The organism is uncultured Tateyamaria sp. (assembly GCF_947488715.1).
In the GTDB taxonomy this organism is placed as follows: domain Bacteria; phylum Pseudomonadota; class Alphaproteobacteria; order Rhodobacterales; family Rhodobacteraceae; genus Tateyamaria.
In genome coordinates, this window is record NZ_CANLAG010000007.1 from 18,513 (window position 1) to 37,102 (window position 18,590).

At 62.3% G+C, this 18,590-nt stretch carries 15 protein-coding genes; 10 read left to right on the forward strand and 5 right to left on the reverse strand.

Annotated features, from left to right (window positions below; genetic code table 11):
* Window positions 1-26: 26 nt before the first annotated feature.
* Window positions 27-3,917, reverse strand: coding sequence for an efflux RND transporter permease subunit (locus Q0936_RS15595; RefSeq protein ID WP_299295588.1), 3,891 nt, complete (start codon window positions 3,915-3,917; stop codon window positions 27-29).
* Window positions 3,914-5,230 carry an efflux RND transporter periplasmic adaptor subunit gene (locus Q0936_RS15600; protein ID WP_299295586.1) on the reverse strand — a complete coding sequence of 439 codons (1,317 nt, stop codon included), beginning with the start codon at window positions 5,228-5,230 and terminating at the stop codon, window positions 3,914-3,916. The genes Q0936_RS15595 and Q0936_RS15600 overlap by 4 nt, the downstream gene beginning before the upstream one ends.
* 247 nt (window positions 5,231-5,477) lie before the next feature.
* On the opposite strand from Q0936_RS15600, the gene Q0936_RS15605 reads away from it, so the two are divergent.
* The 3 genes from Q0936_RS15605 to der all read left to right on the forward strand — a co-directional run bounded on the left by Q0936_RS15605 (window position 5,478) and on the right by der (window position 9,039).
* Window positions 5,478-6,149, forward strand: coding sequence for a tetratricopeptide repeat protein (locus Q0936_RS15605; RefSeq protein ID WP_299295583.1), 672 nt, complete (start codon window positions 5,478-5,480; stop codon window positions 6,147-6,149).
* 10 nt (window positions 6,150-6,159) lie between these two features.
* Window positions 6,160-7,503, forward strand: coding sequence for a PQQ-like beta-propeller repeat protein (locus tag Q0936_RS15610; RefSeq protein WP_299144838.1), 1,344 nt, complete (start codon window positions 6,160-6,162; stop codon window positions 7,501-7,503).
* Between the two features lie 84 nt (window positions 7,504-7,587).
* Window positions 7,588-9,039, forward strand: a complete 1,452-nt coding sequence (der, locus tag Q0936_RS15615; protein ID WP_299295581.1) for a ribosome biogenesis GTPase Der — start codon at window positions 7,588-7,590, stop codon at window positions 9,037-9,039.
* Here der and Q0936_RS15620 read toward each other — a convergent pair.
* From Q0936_RS15620 to Q0936_RS15630, 3 genes are all read right to left on the reverse strand, one after another.
* On the reverse strand, window positions 9,036-9,716 hold the full coding sequence (locus Q0936_RS15620) for a tryptophan-rich sensory protein (RefSeq protein ID WP_299295579.1): 681 nt from the start codon (window positions 9,714-9,716) through the stop codon (window positions 9,036-9,038). The genes der and Q0936_RS15620 overlap by 4 nt on opposite strands.
* Before the next feature lie 49 nt (window positions 9,717-9,765).
* Window positions 9,766-11,058 (reverse strand): serine--tRNA ligase, encoded by a 1,293-nt coding sequence (gene serS / locus Q0936_RS15625; protein ID WP_299292639.1) that lies wholly within the window; start codon window positions 11,056-11,058, stop codon window positions 9,766-9,768.
* A 298-nt stretch (window positions 11,059-11,356) separates the two neighbouring features.
* Window positions 11,357-12,862 (reverse strand): pentapeptide repeat-containing protein, encoded by a 1,506-nt coding sequence (locus Q0936_RS15630; protein ID WP_299292637.1) that lies wholly within the window; start codon window positions 12,860-12,862, stop codon window positions 11,357-11,359.
* Between the two features lie 181 nt (window positions 12,863-13,043).
* On the opposite strand from Q0936_RS15630, the gene yajC reads away from it, so the two are divergent.
* The 7 genes from yajC to ccmB all read left to right on the forward strand — a co-directional run bounded on the left by yajC (window position 13,044) and on the right by ccmB (window position 18,587).
* Window positions 13,044-13,322: a preprotein translocase subunit YajC gene (gene yajC, locus Q0936_RS15635; RefSeq protein WP_299144849.1), complete on the forward strand. Its 279-nt coding sequence runs from the start codon at window positions 13,044-13,046 to the stop codon at window positions 13,320-13,322.
* Window positions 13,322-14,986, forward strand: a complete 1,665-nt coding sequence (gene secD / locus Q0936_RS15640; RefSeq protein ID WP_299292635.1) for a protein translocase subunit SecD — start codon at window positions 13,322-13,324, stop codon at window positions 14,984-14,986. Before yajC ends, secD begins: the two co-directional genes overlap by 1 nt.
* 189 nt (window positions 14,987-15,175) lie before the next feature.
* Window positions 15,176-16,144, forward strand: a complete 969-nt coding sequence (gene secF, locus Q0936_RS15645; RefSeq protein WP_299144855.1) for a protein translocase subunit SecF — start codon at window positions 15,176-15,178, stop codon at window positions 16,142-16,144.
* Window positions 16,137-16,889, forward strand: coding sequence for a sulfite exporter TauE/SafE family protein (locus tag Q0936_RS15650; RefSeq protein ID WP_299292633.1), 753 nt, complete (start codon window positions 16,137-16,139; stop codon window positions 16,887-16,889). Before secF ends, Q0936_RS15650 begins: the two co-directional genes overlap by 8 nt.
* Before the next feature lie 3 nt (window positions 16,890-16,892).
* A complete protein-coding gene (locus tag Q0936_RS15655; RefSeq protein WP_299292631.1) occupies window positions 16,893-17,246 on the forward strand; it encodes an Mth938-like domain-containing protein in 354 nt (117 codons plus the stop codon).
* Between the two features lie 73 nt (window positions 17,247-17,319).
* The gene (gene ccmA / locus Q0936_RS15660; RefSeq protein WP_299292629.1) at window positions 17,320-17,934 is read left to right on the forward strand and encodes a heme ABC exporter ATP-binding protein CcmA; all 615 of its coding nucleotides are present in this window, start codon (window positions 17,320-17,322) and stop codon (window positions 17,932-17,934) included.
* Window positions 17,931-18,587, forward strand: a complete 657-nt coding sequence (ccmB, locus tag Q0936_RS15665; RefSeq protein ID WP_299292627.1) for a heme exporter protein CcmB — start codon at window positions 17,931-17,933, stop codon at window positions 18,585-18,587. Before ccmA ends, ccmB begins: the two co-directional genes overlap by 4 nt.
* Window positions 18,588-18,590 lie beyond the last annotated feature (3 nt).

Genomic DNA, 18,590 nt, shown 5'->3' on the forward strand with positions numbered 1-18,590 from the left:
CGACAAGGGGCCACCGCCAGATTGTTCTACTCTGCCGCCTTGAGGGGCGTTGCAGGGAACGGCAGTTCGGTCTGCGTGCTTTGTGGTGCCGGGTCGTCGTCAAAATCCCAGATCAGCTCTTGCGACTTCAACTTGCCGGTCTGGCGTGTCAGCGACCAGTCCCGCGCCGCCGCACTGGCCCGGCCAAGCGACAGTTTGGCGAGCAGTTGGCTGAACCACATGGCATAGGTGACGATCCACACGCGCATGGCCAGCATGGACGGCGTGACCATCAGGGTCAGCACAGTGGCGATGCCCAGACCAAACACAACGGCGGTGGCCAGCTGTTTCCACCAAAGGGCGGTGGGGCTGTTGACGGTGTAACCACCGTCGCCAAAGTCGAGGCTGAGGCCGAACATCATCGGTGCCAGACCCGCCATCGTGGTGATGGTGGTCAGCAACACAGGCCGGATCCGGTCCTGTGCGGTGCGGATGATCGCCTCGATCCGGGGCATGTAGCGTTCGTATTCCTGGTAAGTGTCGATCAGAACGATGTTGTTGTTCACCACGATCCCGGCCAGGGCGACGATGCCTGTGCCGGTCATGATGATCGAGAACGCCTGATCCATGACCAACATGCCGATCAGCACGCCCGCTGTGGACAGGACGACCGCACCCAACACCAGCAGCGCGTTATAGACGCTGTTGAACTGGGCCAGCAGGATGATGAACATCAACCCCAGCGCACCCATGAACGCCTGACCAAGGAATGCACCGGATTCGGCCTGATCCTCCTGGTCGCCGGTCCATTCGCTCTCGATGCCGAGGCCAAAGGGGTCGGTTTCCAGCCACTTGGACAGCTCGGCAATCCGTTCGTTGGGGTTCACCGGTTGCAAGCGCAAATCACCCGCGTCCAGCGCCGCCTGAAGGTCCATGCCGCGGCCCGCTTCGGCCACCGACAGGATCGCCAGATTGGCGCCGTCAGCAGTGGTGATGGACCCGGCATCGGAGGGGCGCAGCAAGGCGGCGATGGTCTCCACCTGTTCGCCGTCCACTTCGCGGGTCGAGGTCAGCTTTTGCAGGCCGGGGGCCACGTCTGCCTTGACGTCGAAATAGCGGTTCTGGTCCACGCGGCTGATCTGGGCCAGTTCGGCCACAGGTGTGCGGGTGATAAAGTTCGCAAGCGGCACCAGCCCGTCGCCCGTGCGCACCTTGAGCGTGTCGAGGGTCGACAGAACACGGTCCTCTTCCGGCAGGCGCACGCGGATTTCGATCTCTTCGTCCGAGGTGTCGACGCGCATCGTGTCCAGCAACAGCCCGCGTGTCACCAGTTGAACCATCGCGCCCACGGTGGCCACGTCGGCGCCGTAGCGGCCCGCCTTTTGCACGTCCACGTCGATTTGCCAGTCGATGCCGGGCAGGGGGCGTGTGTCCTCGATCTTGATCAAACCCGGTGTCGCATCGAATTGCGCGCGTGCGGCACCTGTTGCAGCCAACAACTGCTCCCAGTTGTCGCCCTTGATCCGCAAGTGAACAGGTTTGGCCGATGCCGGACCCTGCGACAGCGGCAGCACTTCGGTGCGGATGCCGGGGATTTGCGACAGCTCTGCGGTCAGTTCGTCGATGACCGTGTCGCCGTCAAAGGCGGCGGCCTTGATCTCGCGCATGACGGTGTAGTTGACGATCGGCACGGTGAACCACGCCTCGCTCGCGTTTGGCCGTTCTTCCCACGGGATGGTTTCGAGCTGGATCTGGCCAATCGCATCCTTGGGCGCGCCTGCGCCGCCAGTGTTGGCGTTCAGACCACCGTTGCCCGCAAAGGCAAAGGCGCTGCGAATGCCGGGGTGGTTGTTCACGATGGCTTCGGCCTGCCGCAGCAACCCGTCCTTTTCATCCAGGCTGAGGTTGCCCCGCGCCAGCACATAGACAATGGCCTGTTCGGTCTCTGTCTCGACAAAGAACTCGACGCCTTTGTTGTTGTTGATGAAGTAGATCAGCGTGCTGCCCACAAAGACAAAGACCGCGCCGACCATCACAAGCGGCATGACTGGGTTGCCGACAATCCCTTTGATCACATGACCAAAGAACGACCGTTGGTAGCCCGAACGCACGGCGCGGTTGCGGGTGCCAAAAACCTTGCGGCCCGCCCACATGCCGACCCAACCCATGCGCAAAACAAACGCAAAGGCCGACAGGACAATCAGGACCGCACCAAACAAGGCCAGCCCAGCCAGGCTGATCATGCCAAGCGCATTAAGGAACACGGTGAGGAACGTAGGAATGACTGACCCGAACGTGTCCTGTTGATCCATTGCCGCAAACGCGGCTGTGACATTGCCTTGCAACGCACCGACCATGAGCAGCCCCGCAAACAGCGCCGCGCCCAGCGGGAACAGCAACAGGTGGGCAAGGAAAGGCAGGCTGGCAATGCGGTTGAACTGGTTTGTCAGGGTGCCGATGATGCGGCCCAGAACACCACCCATCACGGGCAGGTAGATCAGTGCCACGATCAGCGATGCAGACAGAACAAAGATCAGCGTGACGGGCAGCATACCCATGAACTGACCCGGCACACCCGGCCAGAACAGCATCGGCAGGAAGGCACAGAGCGTCGTCGCGGTGGACGACACAACAGGCCAGAACATCCGCTTGGCCGCGTCGACATAAGACTGCATCGGGCCTGCGCCCTCTTGCTGGCGTTTGTCGGCATATTCGACAACGACAATCGCACCATCAACCAGCATCCCCACGGAAAGGATCAGACCGAACATCACGATGTTCGAGATGGAAATGCCCATGATCGCCAGCAGCACAAAGCACAACAGGAACGACGTCGGGATCGCAAATCCGACTAGTAGCGATGCGCGCGGCCCCAAAAAGGCCAGCGACACGATCATCACCAGTGCAATCGCCGTCAGCACGGAGCCTTCGAGCTGGCCAACCATGGACGCCACTTCGCGGCTCTGGTCGTTGGATGTGCCGACCTTGACGGCGGCCTGTAACCCATCGGGCCATTCGCCAGCGCGCTCGGCCACCAGTTCCTTGACCGCTGTGGCCGTGTCGATGAGGTTGAAGCCCTTGCGCTTGACCACCTGCAGGGCAACGGTGTCGTTGCTGTTGAACCGCGCGGTGGACAGCCGGTCTTCGAATGTCAGGTTGATTTCGGCCAGATCACCAAGGGTGACAACGCGGTCGCCGTTGGTCTTGACCGGCAATTCGTAGATGTCTTGAACCTTGTCAAAGGACGAGGGGATCTTGACCGCAAACGCGCCTTGGGCGGTCTCGATCTCACCGGCGGCGATCAGCTGGTTGTTGTTCTGAACCACGGTGATCAATTCACCCGCAGTGACGTTGTAGGCCTCGAGCCGCAGGGGGTCGATGATGACCTCGACCATCTCGTCGCGGCTGCCCACGATGCTGGCCTCAAGCACCGCGTCCAGCGCCTCTACATCGTCTTGCAAGTCCTTGGCGACACGTGTGATCGTGCGTTCCGGCACGGGGCCGGTCAAGTTGACGATGACAATGGGAAATTCGGAAAAGTTGAATTCGTCCAGCGTGTATTGCTCGAACCCATCGGGAAAGTCGGCCTCGGCGCCGTCCATGGCATCGCGCACATCCGCCATGACTTGCGTCTTGTCCCAACCAAACTCGAATTCCAGAACGATGTTGGCGTAGCCTTCGGCGGCAGTGGCCGTCATCTTGTCCAACCCGTCGAGATCGGCCAGCTCCGTCTCCATCGGTTTGACCAGCAGCGTTTCGCTGTCAGAGGCAGAGATACCGGGGAAGGGGACCGAGATCACCAGCGTCGGGATTTCAATGTCCGGCTCACCCTCTTTGGGCAGGCTGATGTATGCCACCGTCCCAACGGTCAGCGACAAGACGATGAAAGCCAGCACCATGCGCGCACGGGATGCGGCCCAGTCTACAACACCGGTCATTGCGTTTGCTCCTCAAAGGTGGGGGCTACTTTGACCCCGGCGGTAACAAATTCCTGTCCAACGACGATCACATCCACGGTCTGCGGCAGGCCGGTGAGCCAAACACCGTCCACCGTGTCGCGCAGCACCGAAACCGGCGCAAATTCCACAACGCTATCGGGGTTGAGGACACGCAGGCCCAAACGCCCTTCTTCGTTCAGGGTCAGGGCTGAGGACGGCAACAGATGCGCCTGCTCACCGGCCGAAGAGATTACGATTTCAGCGGTTTGGCCGTCGCGGATGGTCAGGTCGGTGTTGGGCACTTCCAGCTCGACGCGGAATGTGCGGGTGGTCGGATCGGCGGACCGGCTGAGGAATTTGACCTGGCCGGTGACTTTGCGATCACCCGCGGCAAGCTTTGCCTGCGCATTGGCGCCCACTTTGACGCGGTCCACCTCGGTTTCGGGGACAAAGGCGACTAGCTTGATCGGGTCAAGCTGGATGACCGTGGCGCACAGTGACCCGGCCTGCAGCAAGCTGCCCAGCTCTGCGGTGTCGCTCTCGAGTGTGCCGCCAAATGGTGCGCGGATTTCGAGGCGCTCCAGTTCTTTCTCGGCGGTGGCGACAGAGGCGGTGGCGCTTTGGATGCGGGCATCTGCGGCTTGCAGGCCTGCGATTGCGCCGGTCACACCGGCGCGTGCGCCTTCAAGTGACGCTTCGGCGGCGGCCAGTGCGGCCTCGGTGTTCTTGACGCGGGTTTCGGCGGCAAATCCGCCCTCGCTCAGGCGGCGTGCGGCGTTTTGGTTGACCTCCGCCTCGTCGATGCGGGCCTGCCATTCGATCACGCGCGCCCGTGCCTCGGGAACGCGGCTTTCAGCTTCGGACTTTGCGGCAATCGCTTCGGCGAGGCTTGCGCGTGCCTCGGCCAGTGCGGATGCGCGTGTGCCGGGGTCAAGCTGGCACAGCAACTGGCCCTCGTCGATAAACGCGCCCTTGCGCAGCGGGGGCGAGATCACGGTGCTCGATGTCTCGGAGCGTGCTTCGACCTGGCGCATCGCCTCGGTCTGGCCCCGCAGGATCACGGCGCTGTCGACCTCGCGGGCGATGCTCTTGCGTGCCAACACGCGGATCATGCCATCGGTGGCGTCTGGAACATCCTCGACCGCGGGCGTATCGGCCACAACATCGTTCCCATCGGGACCCGTGTCGACCTGCGCAGCCTCTGCGCCCCCCGACATTTCGGCGAAAAAGGCGTTTACCCGATCCCGTTGCAAAATCCACATGGCCAGCGCCGCTGCGACGAGAATGGCCAAAACCAACGATACAAACCGCATCTTCTGTTCTTCCTGGTGTCTTTCGGCATGCGCAAAGCCGCACGCATCATCTGATATAGGAGGTGTTACGTCTAAACTAACCAGTTCAGATTACTTTTTTTGAGACGAAATCGCAATAATGCCGAATTGACGCAGGCAGATGCCCGCGCGGGGCCTCTTGGCTTGGCCGCTGGGGCAAGATATGAGGAATGCGAAAACAACGACATGGCCGGGCAAATCGGCCAATGATTCAAGGGGAGCGCGGGGCGTGAGCGACACCGACAGCTTTATCGAGGAAGTCACCGACGAGGTGCGCCGCGACCGGCTTTATGGCTATCTCAAGCGGTACGGCTGGATTGCTGCGCTGGTGATCGTGGGCATCGTGGGGGCGGCGGGCTATACCGAATACCGCCGCGCGCAGGCCGAGGGCAAAGCCCAGGCCTTGGGTGATGCGATGCTGGCGGCCTTGTCTCAGGATGAACGGGATGCGCGCGCCGAGGCGTTGGCGGGCGTCAGTGCCGAATCTGCCGAAGGTGCCGCCGTTCTGGCATTTATGACCGCAGGTGCGCAGGCAGATGCGGGCGATACCGAGGCCGCGGCCCAAACCCTGAGCGCCCTGACATTGAATGCGGATATCCCGCTGATTTACCGGCAGGTTGCGACGTTCAAGACGTTGATGCTGGATGCACCCAACCAGGATGCCGCAACACGCCGGGCCGGGTTCGAAACGCTGGCCGTGCCGGGGGTGCCACTGCGCCTGCTGGCCGAAGAGCAACTGGCGCTGCTGGACATTGAGGCCGGCGACAGCGACGGCGCAATTGCCCGGTTCCAGATGATCCTCGACGATGCCGAGGCGACCCCAGGCTTGCAACGCCGTGCCCTACAGGCAATGGTGGCGCTGGGCGGTTCGCCGGAGGCACCGGAGACTGCTAATGAATGAGGGCTTGAAGATGACACACACCCGCACCCATGCAGGGATAGGTTTGTGCCTTCTGTCGGTGGTGACACTTGTCGGCTGCACGGAACGTGAGGTGATCCTGCCCGGCAAGCGAGAGCCCGTTTCCGCCGTGTTGAGTGCCAGCGAAGCCGAGACCGCTGCCGCCGTCACAGAAGCCACAGACACAGCGCGCGCCATTTCTCTGCCCGCGCAGGTGACAAACGCCGATGCTGCGCAAAGCCCCGGCTCGCCTGCATTCCGAACTGTTCACCCACAACTGTCCACTTCGCTCAGCCCGATCTTTGCAGTCAACATTGGCGCAGGCGACAGCCGCAAGCACCGCATCGTGGCAGACCCTGTTGTGGCGGGCGGGCGTATCTACACGCTCGACGCTGAAACGCTGGTGACCGCGACAACCACCTCGGGCGTGGTGGTCTGGCAACGCAATGTGCGCCCCGATGGCGCGTCGGATGGCGATGGCACTGGCGGCGGTTTGGCGGTCGAGGGCGACGTGCTCTATGCCTCCTCCGGCACCGGTGTGCTGAGTGCGATCGAAGCCTCGACCGGCCGCACCATCTGGACGCAGGACCTTGAGGCGACAGGCTCCGGCCAACCCACTGTTTCGGGCGACCTGGTCTATATCATGGCGGGTGACGACACCGGCTGGGCGCTCAATAAATCAACCGGCCGCATCGCCTGGCAGGTCAGCGCATCCGAAAGCGCCACCAACGTGCTGGGTGCGCCCGCACCTGTGGTGACGGACGATCTGACCGTGTTCTCCTTTGGATCGGGCGAGATGCAGGCGGTGTTCCGCCGTGGCGGTTTGCGCCGCTGGGATGCGTCGGTGTTGGGCGAACGCAAGGGCCGCGCGTTGGCCAAAGTGGACGACGTCACCGGACACCCCTTTGCCGCCAATGGCGTCATTTATGCGGGCAACCAATCTGGCCGCACGATCGCCGTTTCCGAAGGCAGCGGGTCGCGCATCTGGACCGCGAACGAAGGGGCCATCGACATCGTCCTGCCCGTGGCCGACAGCGTCTTTTTGATCAGCGACCGGAACGAACTGCTGCGCCTCAGCGCCGAAGATGGCAGCCGCATCTGGGGTACACCCCTGCCGAATTTTGTGCAGAACCGGCCATTGCGCCAGTCCGAAGTGTTCGCACATCACGGCCCGATCCTTGCCGGTGGGCGGCTGCACGTGGCGTCCTCGGACGGTGTGCTGCGCAGCTTTGACCCCGCGACGGGCGGCCTGACTGCGACGACCGAAATCCCTGGCGGCGCGTCGACAGCGCCCGTTGTGGCGGGTGGCACGCTTTACGTCGTGTCGCGCAAAGGTCAGCTTTTGGCCTATCGCTAAACGCGCCGTGGCGTTATCGGTCCTTTCCGTGGGCGCGCATATGGTCTATGTGCGCGCTCTGACAATCGGATTGCATACGCTGCCATGACACTCACCCTCGCCATTGTTGGCCGCCCCAATGTGGGCAAGTCGACCCTGTTCAACCGCCTTGTGGGCAAACGCCTGGCGCTGGTCGATGACCAGCCGGGCGTGACACGCGACCTGCGCGAAGGCGCGGGGCGACTGGCCGATCTGCGCTTTACCGTGATCGATACGGCGGGACTTGAGGAAGCGACAGATGACAGCTTGCAAGGCCGCATGCGCCGCCTGACCGAACGCGCCGTGGACATGGCCGATGTGTGCCTCTTTATGATCGATGCGCGCACCGGGGTCACACCCACCGATGAGGTGTTTGCCGACATCCTGCGCAAGCGCGCCGATCACGTGCTGCTGGCCGCCAACAAGGGCGAAGGGGCCGCCGCCGACGCCGGTGTGCTTGAGGCGTTTTCGCTGGGCCTGGGCGAACCGATCCGCATGTCGGCCGAGCACGGCGAGGGGTTGAACGACCTCTATGCACAGTTGCAACCGCTGGCTGATATGTATGCCGAAAAGGCGCAGGACGACGCGCCTGAAGTGGACGTCGAGATTGATGAGGACGATCCCGACTACGTCCCGCAACCGACCAATGCCAAGCCCTTGCAGGTGGCCGTCGTGGGCCGCCCCAATGCGGGCAAGTCCACGCTGATCAATCAGATCGTAGGCGAGGATCGCCTGCTGACCGGACCCGAGGCCGGGATCACCCGCGACGCGATTTCCCTGCGCACCGACTGGAACGGCACGCCCATGCGGATCTTTGACACCGCAGGCATGCGCAAACGTGCCAAGGTGCAGGAAAAGCTGGAGAAACTCAGCGTCAGCGACGGGCTGCGTGCGGTGAAATTTGCCGAAGTCGTTGTGGTGCTGCTGGATGCCGCGATCCCGTTCGAACAGCAGGATCTGCGCATCGCCGACCTGGCCGAACGCGAGGGCCGCGCGGTGGTGGTCGCGATCAACAAGTGGGACATCGAGGACGACAAGCAGGCCAAGCTGCGCGACCTCAAGGAAAGCTTTGAGCGGCTCTTGCCGCAGCTGCGCGGCGCGCCGCTGATCACCGTGTCGGCCAAGACGGGGCGGGGCATCGACCGGCTGCATGACGCGATCATGCGCGCCTATGACGTCTGGAACCGCCGCGTGACGACCGCGCAGCTGAACCGCTGGCTGACCGGCATGCTCGAGGCGCACCCGCCGCCCGCGCCGCAGGGCAAGCGGATCAAGCTGCGTTATATGACCCAGGCCAAGACGCGGCCCCCCGGTTTCGTGGTGATGTGCTCACATCCCGACAAGGTGCCGGAGAGCTATAACCGCTATCTGGTCAATGGCTTACGGCTCGACTTTGATATGCCTGGCACGCCCATTCGTCTGTTCATGCGCGGCCAGAATGACGCGAACCCCTACAAGGGACGCAAGAAGGCCGGGCCGTCGAAACTGCGCAAGCACACCGAGGGGCGGCGCAGCTAGGCGCGGGCGGCGCGCACGGTGGCAAAAGCCACCAGCGCCAGGCCAAACATGGCGACGGTGGCGACGTCTCCGGGGGCCTTGATGATGATCGCGGCAAAGGCCCAGATCACCGCGATGCCATAGGTGGGCGCACGGCCCAGCCGCGTTTGGACCGCGTAGGCGAGGGCCGATGCAATCAGGATCATGGTGATGGCTGTGGCGGTTTCGTTCAGCCATCCATAACCCGCCAGCAGCAGCCCGATCGCCACACAGCTCGCCGCACTCAACCACCCGGCATAAAGGGCGATGGGCCACGCGGCCCAGCCGCGGTCCAGCACCGGGCTTTGCCACAGGGCGATGAGGGCGGGGATGAGCATGACCCAGATCAGGACGGTAGCGAGGATGGGGCTGAGGAGTGCGGCGGGCAGCCAGATGGCACCGACGCCCAGCGACACGGCAAGGGCGGGGCGCATGGGCTGCCAATCGGGCGCGTCACGGCGGGCGATCACACCAAAGAGCGCGGAGGCCAGCAGCCACAGGTAAATCACACCCCAGATGGCAAAGGCATAGCCCGCAGGCTGGACGGGGGGATTGTTTTGCGGCACCGGAAACTGGTCGGCGTCAAAGCCGCCAAAGTCCGGAACGATCAGCGTGGACGCCGCAAAGGCGAGGGTCAGAAGGAGTACGAGGTAAGCCATATCAGCCCATATGTTTCAATGGCTTACCTTTGCAACCCTCATGCGCTTTTTAGGCCAGCGTGCCTGTGGCGGTCAGCGTGGATTTGCCGCCTAGGTAGGGGGCGAGGGCGGCGGGCAGGGTGACCGAACCATCGGCCTGCTGGCCGTTCTCCAGCACCGCGATCAGGCAGCGACCCACGGCGAGGCCGGAGCCGTTCAGCGTGTGCACGAACTGCGGTTTGCCGCCATCTGCGGGCTTGAACCGCGCGTTCATGCGCCGGGCCTGAAAGTCGCCGGTGGTCGAGACAGAGCTGATCTCGCGGTAGGTATCCTGACCGGGCAACCACGCCTCGATGTCGAAGGTGCGACGCGCGCCGAACCCCATGTCGCCTGTGCAGAGAACGACGGTTCTGTAAGGGATTTCAAGGGCTTCGAGGATGCCTTCGGCACAGGACAGCATCCGCTTCTGTTCGTCCTCACTGGCGTCGGGATGGGTAATCGACACCATCTCGACCTTCTCGAACTGGTGCTGGCGCAGCATGCCCGCCGTGTCGCGGCCCGCGCTGCCCGCCTCGGAGCGGAAGCAGAGCGTGTGCGCGGTGAGGCGGATGGGCAGGGCGTCGGCGTCAAGGATGTCGCCCGCCACGGTGTAGGTCAGCGGGATTTCGGAGGTCGACACCAGCCACATGCCCTCTTCGGTGCGGTAGCTGTCTTCGGCAAATTTTGGAAGCTTATCAGTACCATACATGGCGTCGTCGCGCACGAGCACGGGGCTGTTCACCTCTGTCAGGCCGTTCTGGTCGACGTGGGTGTCGATCATGAATTGGGCCAGTGCGCGGTGGATGCGGGCCACGGCCCCCTTGAGCATGACAAAGCGGCTGCCGGAGGTTTTGGCGGCGGTCTCGAAGTCCATGGATGCGCTGACGCCTGCGATGTCGAAATGCTCTTTGGGAGCGAAATCAAAGGCTTGGGGGTCACCCCAGCGCTTGATCTCGACATTGTCATCTTCGTCCGCGCCGTCGGGCACATCGTCCGCGGGCAGGTTGGGAATGCGCGCCAAAGCGTCGGTCAGCTGGGCGTCGAGCGCCTTGGCCTCTTCCTGCATGGTCGCAATTTCCGCTTTCTTTTCAGCGACTAAGGTGCGGAGGCGCTGGAATTCGTCCTCGTCCCCACGACCCTTGGCGGCACCGACCTCTTTGCTGGCCTTGTTCTGCTCGGCCTGGGCGGTTTCGGCGGCGAGGATCTTGGCGCGGCGCGCCTCGTCCAGGGCCAGAAGGGACGACGACATCGCAGCGTCCCCACGGCGCGCAAGGGCGGCGTCGAAAGCGGCGGGATTATCGCGGATGGCGCGAATGTCGTGCATGGCTCTGGTCCTTTTGAGTGTCCATTGATGGTGCGGGTCGTATGCCCGATCGGGGCGCGCGGGCCAAGGGGTTAAGGGAGCGTACGGTGGGGGTGTGGGGGGTGAAACGTGCAGATTTGGGCGGGGAGTGTACGTTTTTGTTCGGTGGGTTGGCGCGTTTTGGGGGTGGTTTTGGGAAAATGTGCAGATTTTGGCGCAAGCTGTACGTTTTGTGCGGGGTGCGGTGGGTAACGGATTGTTAGGGATTGGGCGGCGTTAAGGTTTGGCGGCCGCAGGTAACTTTTGGGTAAGGTTTGGGTCAGTCGGGCTGGTCCCAACCGGGCGGGAGGGTGGCTTGCCATGCGCGCCAGGCTTCTTCGAATTCGCCGGTGTCGAGATCATAATGCTTCCAATTTGGGTAGTCACCCACTCTGCTCGGCAGGCTTGTAGATGCGTCGCCGAATACCGTGTCAAGGTTCTGAGGAAAGCCTTTGAAACTTGAAAAGTCCACACCTTGTATTCCAGCGCCAGTCAGGTCCACGACACCAAAACTCGTTTTTTTGTGGAAGCGTGCGCACGATAGGTTTGCGCCTTGCATCCTCGCTGAACCGAGATGCGCTCCTTTGAAGTTAGCATCAGACAAATCGGCGTGTCTGAGGTCAGCTTTTATGAACCAAGCACTCTGAAAATCTGCGCGTTGAAGGTCCGTTTCTGTGAAACAGGTTTGTAATAGTACCGCATCGGAAAGAATTGCGTCGGACATGTCTGCTCCATGAAAATCTGTCATTTGCAATCTCGCTGCGTTTAATTCTGCGTGGCACAGTAGTGCACCTTGCAATAACGTTCGCGTTAAAGAAGCGTTTTGCAACGACGCGGAAATGAGTTCGACACACTGCATTTTAGCGTCTGAAAGTTGTGCATAGTCAAAATTCGTCCAACTCAAGTTCGCGTTCTGTAAGTGTGCGCCACGAAAATTGGCCCGGCTGTACGTTCTAGAAGACAAATTGGCGTTTTGAAGGTTCGCGCCCGCCAAATCGATATCGTCAGATGAGATAGCGTACTCGCGTATCTCGCTGATTTGACCTAGGGTTTGCGCGGCTTTTTCCATATCGGAACGGAGTTTTGGCAAGTTGTTTGCCCATGCCTCTAGTTCGTCGGGCGTCGCATCCTTTGGCGCGACCTGCGCGGGCACCTCGGTGCTGAGTTCGCGGACGTAGACGGACAGCAGGCGGGCGATGCGGGGGACTTCGGTGGGTTTTTCGTGGGCCAGCCCTTCGAGCCGGTCGATTGCGGCGTTGCGTTGAACGATGTCGTCTTGCCAGTGGTCCTTGGCCTCCGCGCCTTCGCCTAACGTGACCTGGCGGCGTGCGTAGAGGCCCTTGGTGGCTTCGTTTATCTTGTCGTTGAACAGGCTTTCGCGGGCGGTTTCGGTTTGCTCTTGGGTCAGGCGCAGGCGGATCACCGTGAAAGGGAGGGCGATGACGGCGCCGAGGACGGCGGTGAGGCCGCCTATGCGCAGGACGTAGAACAGGTAGTCGTTGCTGCGCCCCGAGGCGTGCAGCGTGTCGACGATCAGGCCGAAGAGGCCGAGGATCAGGATGCCGGCGAGGGCGGTGTAGAGCGCGAGGATGCTCAGGATTAGGGCGTGGGGCAGACGCTCCATCCCCAGTGCGGCGCGGAGTTTGTGGAGTGGGCCCTCTTTGCCCTCAGCTTCGGGCAGGGTGAGGTAGATGAGCCATGAGAAAAAGATCAGCGCCAACAGGGCTGCGCCGCCTGCGACGAGGGGGCGGGAGAAGTCGAGCGTGAGTGTCAAAGGGTCGTCCATTCCACCAGTCTGACGCGAATGTGCGTCGGGCAAAAGGGGTTTGATGCTTTGGCATCGGGATGGGCGTGGCAAAAACCCCTTTGGACCTTGCACAGCCCCGCGCCCGCCCATAGGTTCTGCCAAACTTTGCAGCGGGCCAGAATCCGCCCCCCGAAATGCGCTTGATAACAAGGACGTCCCCATGGAAGCCATTGGCCAGTTTATTCCCCTGATCCTGATTTTCGCGATCATGTATTTCCTGCTGATCCGCCCGCAGCAGAAGAAGGTCAAAGAGCATGCGGCCATGGTCGAGGCGGTGCGTCGGGGTGATCAGGTGGTCACGCAAGGCGGGCTGATCGGCAAGGTGTCGAAGGTCAAGGAAGAGAACGAGATCGAGGTTGAACTGGCTGAGGGCGTCAAGGTGCGCGTCGTCAAGTCGACCATCGCGAGCGTGCTGAGCAAGACTGAGCCTGCCAAGTAATGCTGCAGATTGAGGGTTGGAAACGGGTACTGATCTGGGCCACGTGCGCCCTTGGTCTGCTATTGGCGCTGCCGAATGGGTTTTACACCCGTGTGGAGCAGCATAACGACGCCGCGCAAGCCATTGAGTTGGGTGCGGATACGGCGGAAAATCAGGCGTTGCTTGGGCAGTGGCCGAACTGGATGCCATCGAGCCTGGTGAATTTGGGTCTGGACCTGCGGGGCGGGGCGCATTTGCTGGCCGAGGTGCAGGTCGAGCAGGTCTATGCCAGCCGGATGGAGGCCAGTTGGCCCGAGATCCGCGATGCGCTGCGGCCTGAGCGGGCGACGATCGGGACCATCCGTTTGCAGCCGTCTCCGGCGGATGAATTGCGTATTCGCATCGGTGAGCCATCGGGCATGCAGCGTGCGTTGCAGGTTGTGCGTGGGTTGGCAGTGCCGGTGCCGACGCTGACCGGTGTGGGTGCGAACGACATTGAGGTGCGTGCGGCGGGCGAGGACGTGATCGTCGTGACGCTGAGCGAGGCGGAGCGGCTGGCATCGGACGAGCGGACGGTGCAGCAATCGTTGGAGATCGTGCGCCGCCGGATTGACGAGGTGGGCACACGCGAGCCGACCATTCAGCGGCAGGGCGCGCAGCGGATCCTGATCCAGGTGCCGGGCATCGGGTCTGCGGCAGAACTGAAAGAGATCATCGGGACGACTGCGGCACTGACCTTTAACCCTGTGGTCAACCGGACCTCGGACGAGAATGCGGCACCCGGTGTGGGCAACAAGCTGGTGCCGTCGCTGGACGAGCCGGGGCTGTTTTATGTGATCGAGAGTGCGCCGGTTGTGACGGGCGAGGATCTGGTGGATGCGCAGCCGTCCTTTGATCAGAACGGCAATCCGGCGGTGTCTTTCCGGTTCAACACCAGCGGTGCGAGACAGTTTGGGGATTACACGGCTGACAACATTGGATCGCCCTTTGCCATTGTGCTGGATGACGAGGTGGTGAGTGCGCCGGTGATCCAGAGCCATATTCCAGGTGGGTCGGGGATCATCACCGGGAATTTCAACGTCGAGGAATCGACCAACCTTGCGGTGCTGTTGCGGGCGGGTGCCTTGCCTGCGGAGCTGACATTCCTTGAGGAACGGACCATTGGCCCGGAACTGGGGCAGGACAGCATTGATGCGGGCAAGGTTGCGACCACGGTCGCCTTTGCCGCGGTGCTGGTGTTCATGTTCCTGAGCTATGGACTGTTTGGTCTCTTTGCCAATGTGGCGCTGATCATCAACATCGGGCTGATCTTTGGCCTGCTGAGCCTTATCGGGGCCACGCTGACCCTGCCGGGGATTGCGGGGATCGTGCTGACGGTGGGGATGGCGGTGGACGCCAACGTGCTGATCTTTGAACGGATCCGCGAAGAGCTGAAATCGGCGCGGGGGCCTGCGCGGGCGATCGAGCTGGGCTATGAAAAGGCGCTGTCGGCCATTCTGGATGCCAACATCACCACGTTCATCACCGCCGTGATCCTGTTTGCGATGGGGTCGGGGCCGGTGCGTGGTTTTGCGATCACGCTGGGTCTGGGCATCATGACGTCCGTGTTTACCGCGATCTTTGTGACGCGCTTGCTGGTGGTGATCTGGTTTGAACGCCGTCGCCCCAAAACGATTGAGGTGTAGGGCGATGGACTATGTATGCATGTGCCAAGCCCGACCTCGGGTGGGCGTTGACCGCTTTGTTTCGAGCGCGGCACTGCAAAGCATCGATGCCGTATGTGTTGTGAATGACATCTCCGTAAGCCCTCCCGGGGGGGAGGTCGGGCTTGGCGCATGCGCGCCGGGTCGTGATTTTTCCGAAAAGGCACTGACATGCGTTTGAAGCTGGTCAAACAGAACACGAATTTCGATTTCTTCAGCCGTTGGAAGATGTGGCTGGGCATTTCGGCACTTATGATGGTGATCGGATTTGTGTCCTTTGCCATTCAGGGGCTGAATTTCGGCATCGATTTCCGCGGCGGGACAACCGTGCGGACGGAAAGCACGCAGCCTGTGGATGTGGCGGTGTACCGGGACGCGATGGCGGTGCTGGAGCTGGGCGATATTTCGATCACCGAGGTGTTCGATCCCCAATTTGACGCCGATCAGAACGTCGCGATGATCCGCATTCAGGCGCAAGAGGGCCAAGAGGCCGTGACGCCCGACACCATTCGCGCGGTTCAGGCGGCATTGGCCACAGCGATACCGGACATCAAGTTCGTGTCCGTCGAATCCGTTGGCCCGAAAGTGTCGGGCGAGTTGATCAAGACGGCGGCGCTGGCCGTTGTCCTCGCCATCGGGGCGGTGTTGATCTACATCTGGCTGCGGTTTGAATGGCAGTTTGCTTTGGGCGCCGTGGCGGCGCTTGTGCATGACGTGATCCTGACGATTGGCGTTTTCTCAGAACTGCAAATCAAATTCGATCTGGCCATTATCGCGGCGCTTCTGACCATCGTAGGCTATTCGCTGAACGACACGGTGGTCGTGTTCGACCGGGTGCGTGAGAACCTGCGCAAGTACAAGAAAAAGCCGCTGAACGAAGTGCTGAACATCTCGATCAACGAGACGCTCAGCCGGACGGTCATGACCTCTGTGACCACACTGTTGGCGCTGATCTCGCTCTATGTGCTGGGCGGGGACGTCATCCGGGGTTTTGTCTTTGCGATGATCTGGGGTGTGATCGTGGGGACGTATAGTTCGGTGTTCGTGGCCTCGACCATCCTGTTGTGGCTGGGCGTCAAGCGGAACTGGGATAAGCCGGACGCAAATGTCGGCAACCAATATGCCAACATAGATGCCTGAGTTTATCACCGCAGCGCTGGCTCTGCCGGGGCTGTGGTGGTTGGTTGCGGCGATCATTGCCGCCGGCCTTGTGCGCGGGTTCACCGGGTTTGGGTCGGCGATGATCATCATGCCGGCGGCAAGTTCGGTGCTGGACCCGTTTGCGGCGCTGGCCTTTCTGACCGTGGTGGAGTTCTGGGGGCCGTTGCCCAACCTGCGCGCAGCCTTGCGCGAGGGGCAGCGGCGCGAGGCGTTGACCCTGCTGGCGGGGGCGGCCGTCGGTTTGCCGCTGGGCCTGTGGGCCTTGTCCAAGCTGGACCCGGAGGTCTTTGGTTGGTCGGTGTCGGTGGTTGTGCTGATCCTGTTGGTGCTGTTGATGACCGGGTGGCGCTATGCCGGTGTGCTAAGCGCGCGCATGGTCACGGCGGTGGGCACCTTGGGCGGTTTTCTCGGCGGTGTCGCGGGGGTGCCGGGGCCGCCGGTAATCATGCTCTACATGGCGCGGGCGTTGCCGATCACGGTGATCCGGGCCAATTTCCTTTTGTACCTGTTGGGCATCGATCTGATGATGATCGCTGTGTTTTTCCTGTTTGATCTGCTGGATCCGCTGGCGGTTGCCGTGGGTCTTTTGAGTGTGCCGGTCTATATGATTGCCAATGTGGTCGGCGCGTGGTTGTTCGATCCGGGTGGCGAGCGGATGTTTCGCGCGGTGGCGTATCTTGTCATTGCGGCATCGGCCATTTTGGGACTGCCAATATGGGGGTAGGTGATGCGCCTGAATGAAATCAGCTATAACGATGCCAAGCCGGTCGAAGGCTATGGCCCTGGGTTTTTCCGCATTGGCGGCGAGGTGTTCGAGGGGTCGGTGTTGACCGGGGCCACAGGCACGGGGCTGTGGGGTGGTTACGACGACGCGGCGGCGCTGCTGTCCCTGGAGGGGCAGGTGGATGTGCTGTTTCTGGGCACGGGCGCGGAGATCGCGCATTTGCCCGGTGACTTGCGCACGGCGCTGGATGCGGCGGGCATTGGCGTCGAAGTCATGTCGTCGCCGTCCGCCGCGCGGACCTATAACATCCTGTTGAGCGAAGGGCGGCGCGTTGCCCTGGCGATGTTGCCCGTTTGAGCGGGCGGGATTTGCATATTTGAAGAACAATGAAAGACTTTTGCGTCTGCGCGCAATGGGTTAGGCCTGTTCTATGGAGTTGACAGTCACTGATCTGGCCGTGGGCCGTGGCGGCGTGCCGGTGCTGGCGGGCGTTTCCTTTGCAGTGGCGCCGGGGGCGGCGCTGGTGTTGCGGGGGCCAAACGGGGCGGGCAAGACGACGTTGTTGCGCACCGTTGCGGGGTTGCAGGAGCCGATGGCCGGGACGGTACATGGGGCCGAGGACCGGGTGGCCTATGCGGCCCATGCGGACGGGATCAAGGGCGCGTTGAGCGTGGCCGAGAACCTTGCGTTCTGGGCGTCAGTCTTTGGGCAGTCGGATATCGAGGCGGCATTGCGTGCGTTTGATCTGGAGGCGCTGCGCAACCGGCGGGCGGCGGCCCTGTCGGCGGGTCAGAAACGGCGGTTGGGGCTGGCGCGGATGCGGGTGACGGGGCGTGCGATCTGGGTGTTGGATGAGCCGACTGTGTCGCTGGATGCGGCGTCGGTGGCCCTGTTTGCCGAAGCCGTGCGCGCCCATCTGGCGGCGGGGGGCATGGCGTTGATTGCCACGCATATTGATCTGGGCCTTGATGCGCAGGTGTTGGATGTGGCCCCGTTTCGTGCCCCAGCGCAGGCGATGGCGGCGGCGGACGAGGTGTTCCTGTGAGGGCGCTGTTTGTGCGCGATCTGCGCCTTGCGTTGCGTGCGGGTGGCGGTTTCGGTCTGGGTCTTGCGTTTTTCCTGATTGTGGTGGTGTTGGTGCCGTTCAGCGTGGGGCCTGAGCCTGCGCTGTTGGCGCGGATCGCACCGGGGGTGTTGTGGCTGGGCGCGCTGCTGTCGTGTTTGTTGTCGCTGGACCGGTTGCTGGCTGTGGATTTCGAGGATGGGGCGTTGGATCTGCTGGCGACATCGCCGCTGCCGCTTGAGGGCATTGTGGTGGTCAAGGCGGCGGCGCATTGGGTGACCACGGGCCTGCCGCTGGTTCTGGTGGCGCCGGTGCTGGGTGTGTTGCTGAACCTGCCGGCACCAGGGTTCGGGGTGCTGGTGCTGAGCCTTGGGATCGGCACGCCCGCGCTGTCGACGATTGGCGCGTTTGGCGCGGCGCTGACGGTGGGGATCAAACGGGGCGGGTTGCTGTTGTCGCTGCTGGTGCTGCCGCTTTATGTGCCTACGCTGATCTTTGGGGCGGAGGCCGCGCGGCGCGCCGTTCTGGGGCTGGATGTCAGCACGCCGCTGATGCTGCTTGGGGGGATCACGGCGGGTGTTCTGGCCTTTATGCCCTTTGCGGCGGGGGTCGTGTTGCGGGTGAACCTGCGATAACAT

Excerpts from the sequence above, each read along its gene's own strand:
- Q0936_RS15630 (WP_299292637.1), bottom strand. The coding sequence starts at position 12,862 with ATGGACGACCCTTTGACACTCACGCTCGACTTCTCCCGCCCCCTCGTC.
- serS (WP_299292639.1), bottom strand. The coding sequence starts at position 11,058 with ATGCACGACATTCGCGCCATCCGCGATAATCCCGCCGCTTTCGACGCC.
- Q0936_RS15595 (WP_299295588.1), bottom strand. The coding sequence starts at position 3,917 with ATGACCGGTGTTGTAGACTGGGCCGCATCCCGTGCGCGCATGGTGCTG.
- yajC (WP_299144849.1), top strand. The coding sequence starts at position 13,044 with ATGGAAGCCATTGGCCAGTTTATTCCCCTGATCCTGATTTTCGCGATC.
- der (WP_299295581.1), top strand. The coding sequence starts at position 7,588 with ATGACACTCACCCTCGCCATTGTTGGCCGCCCCAATGTGGGCAAGTCG.
- Q0936_RS15600 (WP_299295586.1), bottom strand. The coding sequence starts at position 5,230 with ATGCGGTTTGTATCGTTGGTTTTGGCCATTCTCGTCGCAGCGGCGCTG.
- secD (WP_299292635.1), top strand. The coding sequence starts at position 13,322 with ATGCTGCAGATTGAGGGTTGGAAACGGGTACTGATCTGGGCCACGTGC.
- Q0936_RS15610 (WP_299144838.1), top strand. The coding sequence starts at position 6,160 with ATGACACACACCCGCACCCATGCAGGGATAGGTTTGTGCCTTCTGTCG.
- secF (WP_299144855.1), top strand. The coding sequence starts at position 15,176 with ATGCGTTTGAAGCTGGTCAAACAGAACACGAATTTCGATTTCTTCAGC.
- Q0936_RS15620 (WP_299295579.1), bottom strand. The coding sequence starts at position 9,716 with ATGGCTTACCTCGTACTCCTTCTGACCCTCGCCTTTGCGGCGTCCACG.
- Q0936_RS15655 (WP_299292631.1), top strand. The coding sequence starts at position 16,893 with ATGCGCCTGAATGAAATCAGCTATAACGATGCCAAGCCGGTCGAAGGC.
- Q0936_RS15650 (WP_299292633.1), top strand. The coding sequence starts at position 16,137 with ATGCCTGAGTTTATCACCGCAGCGCTGGCTCTGCCGGGGCTGTGGTGG.
- ccmA (WP_299292629.1), top strand. The coding sequence starts at position 17,320 with ATGGAGTTGACAGTCACTGATCTGGCCGTGGGCCGTGGCGGCGTGCCG.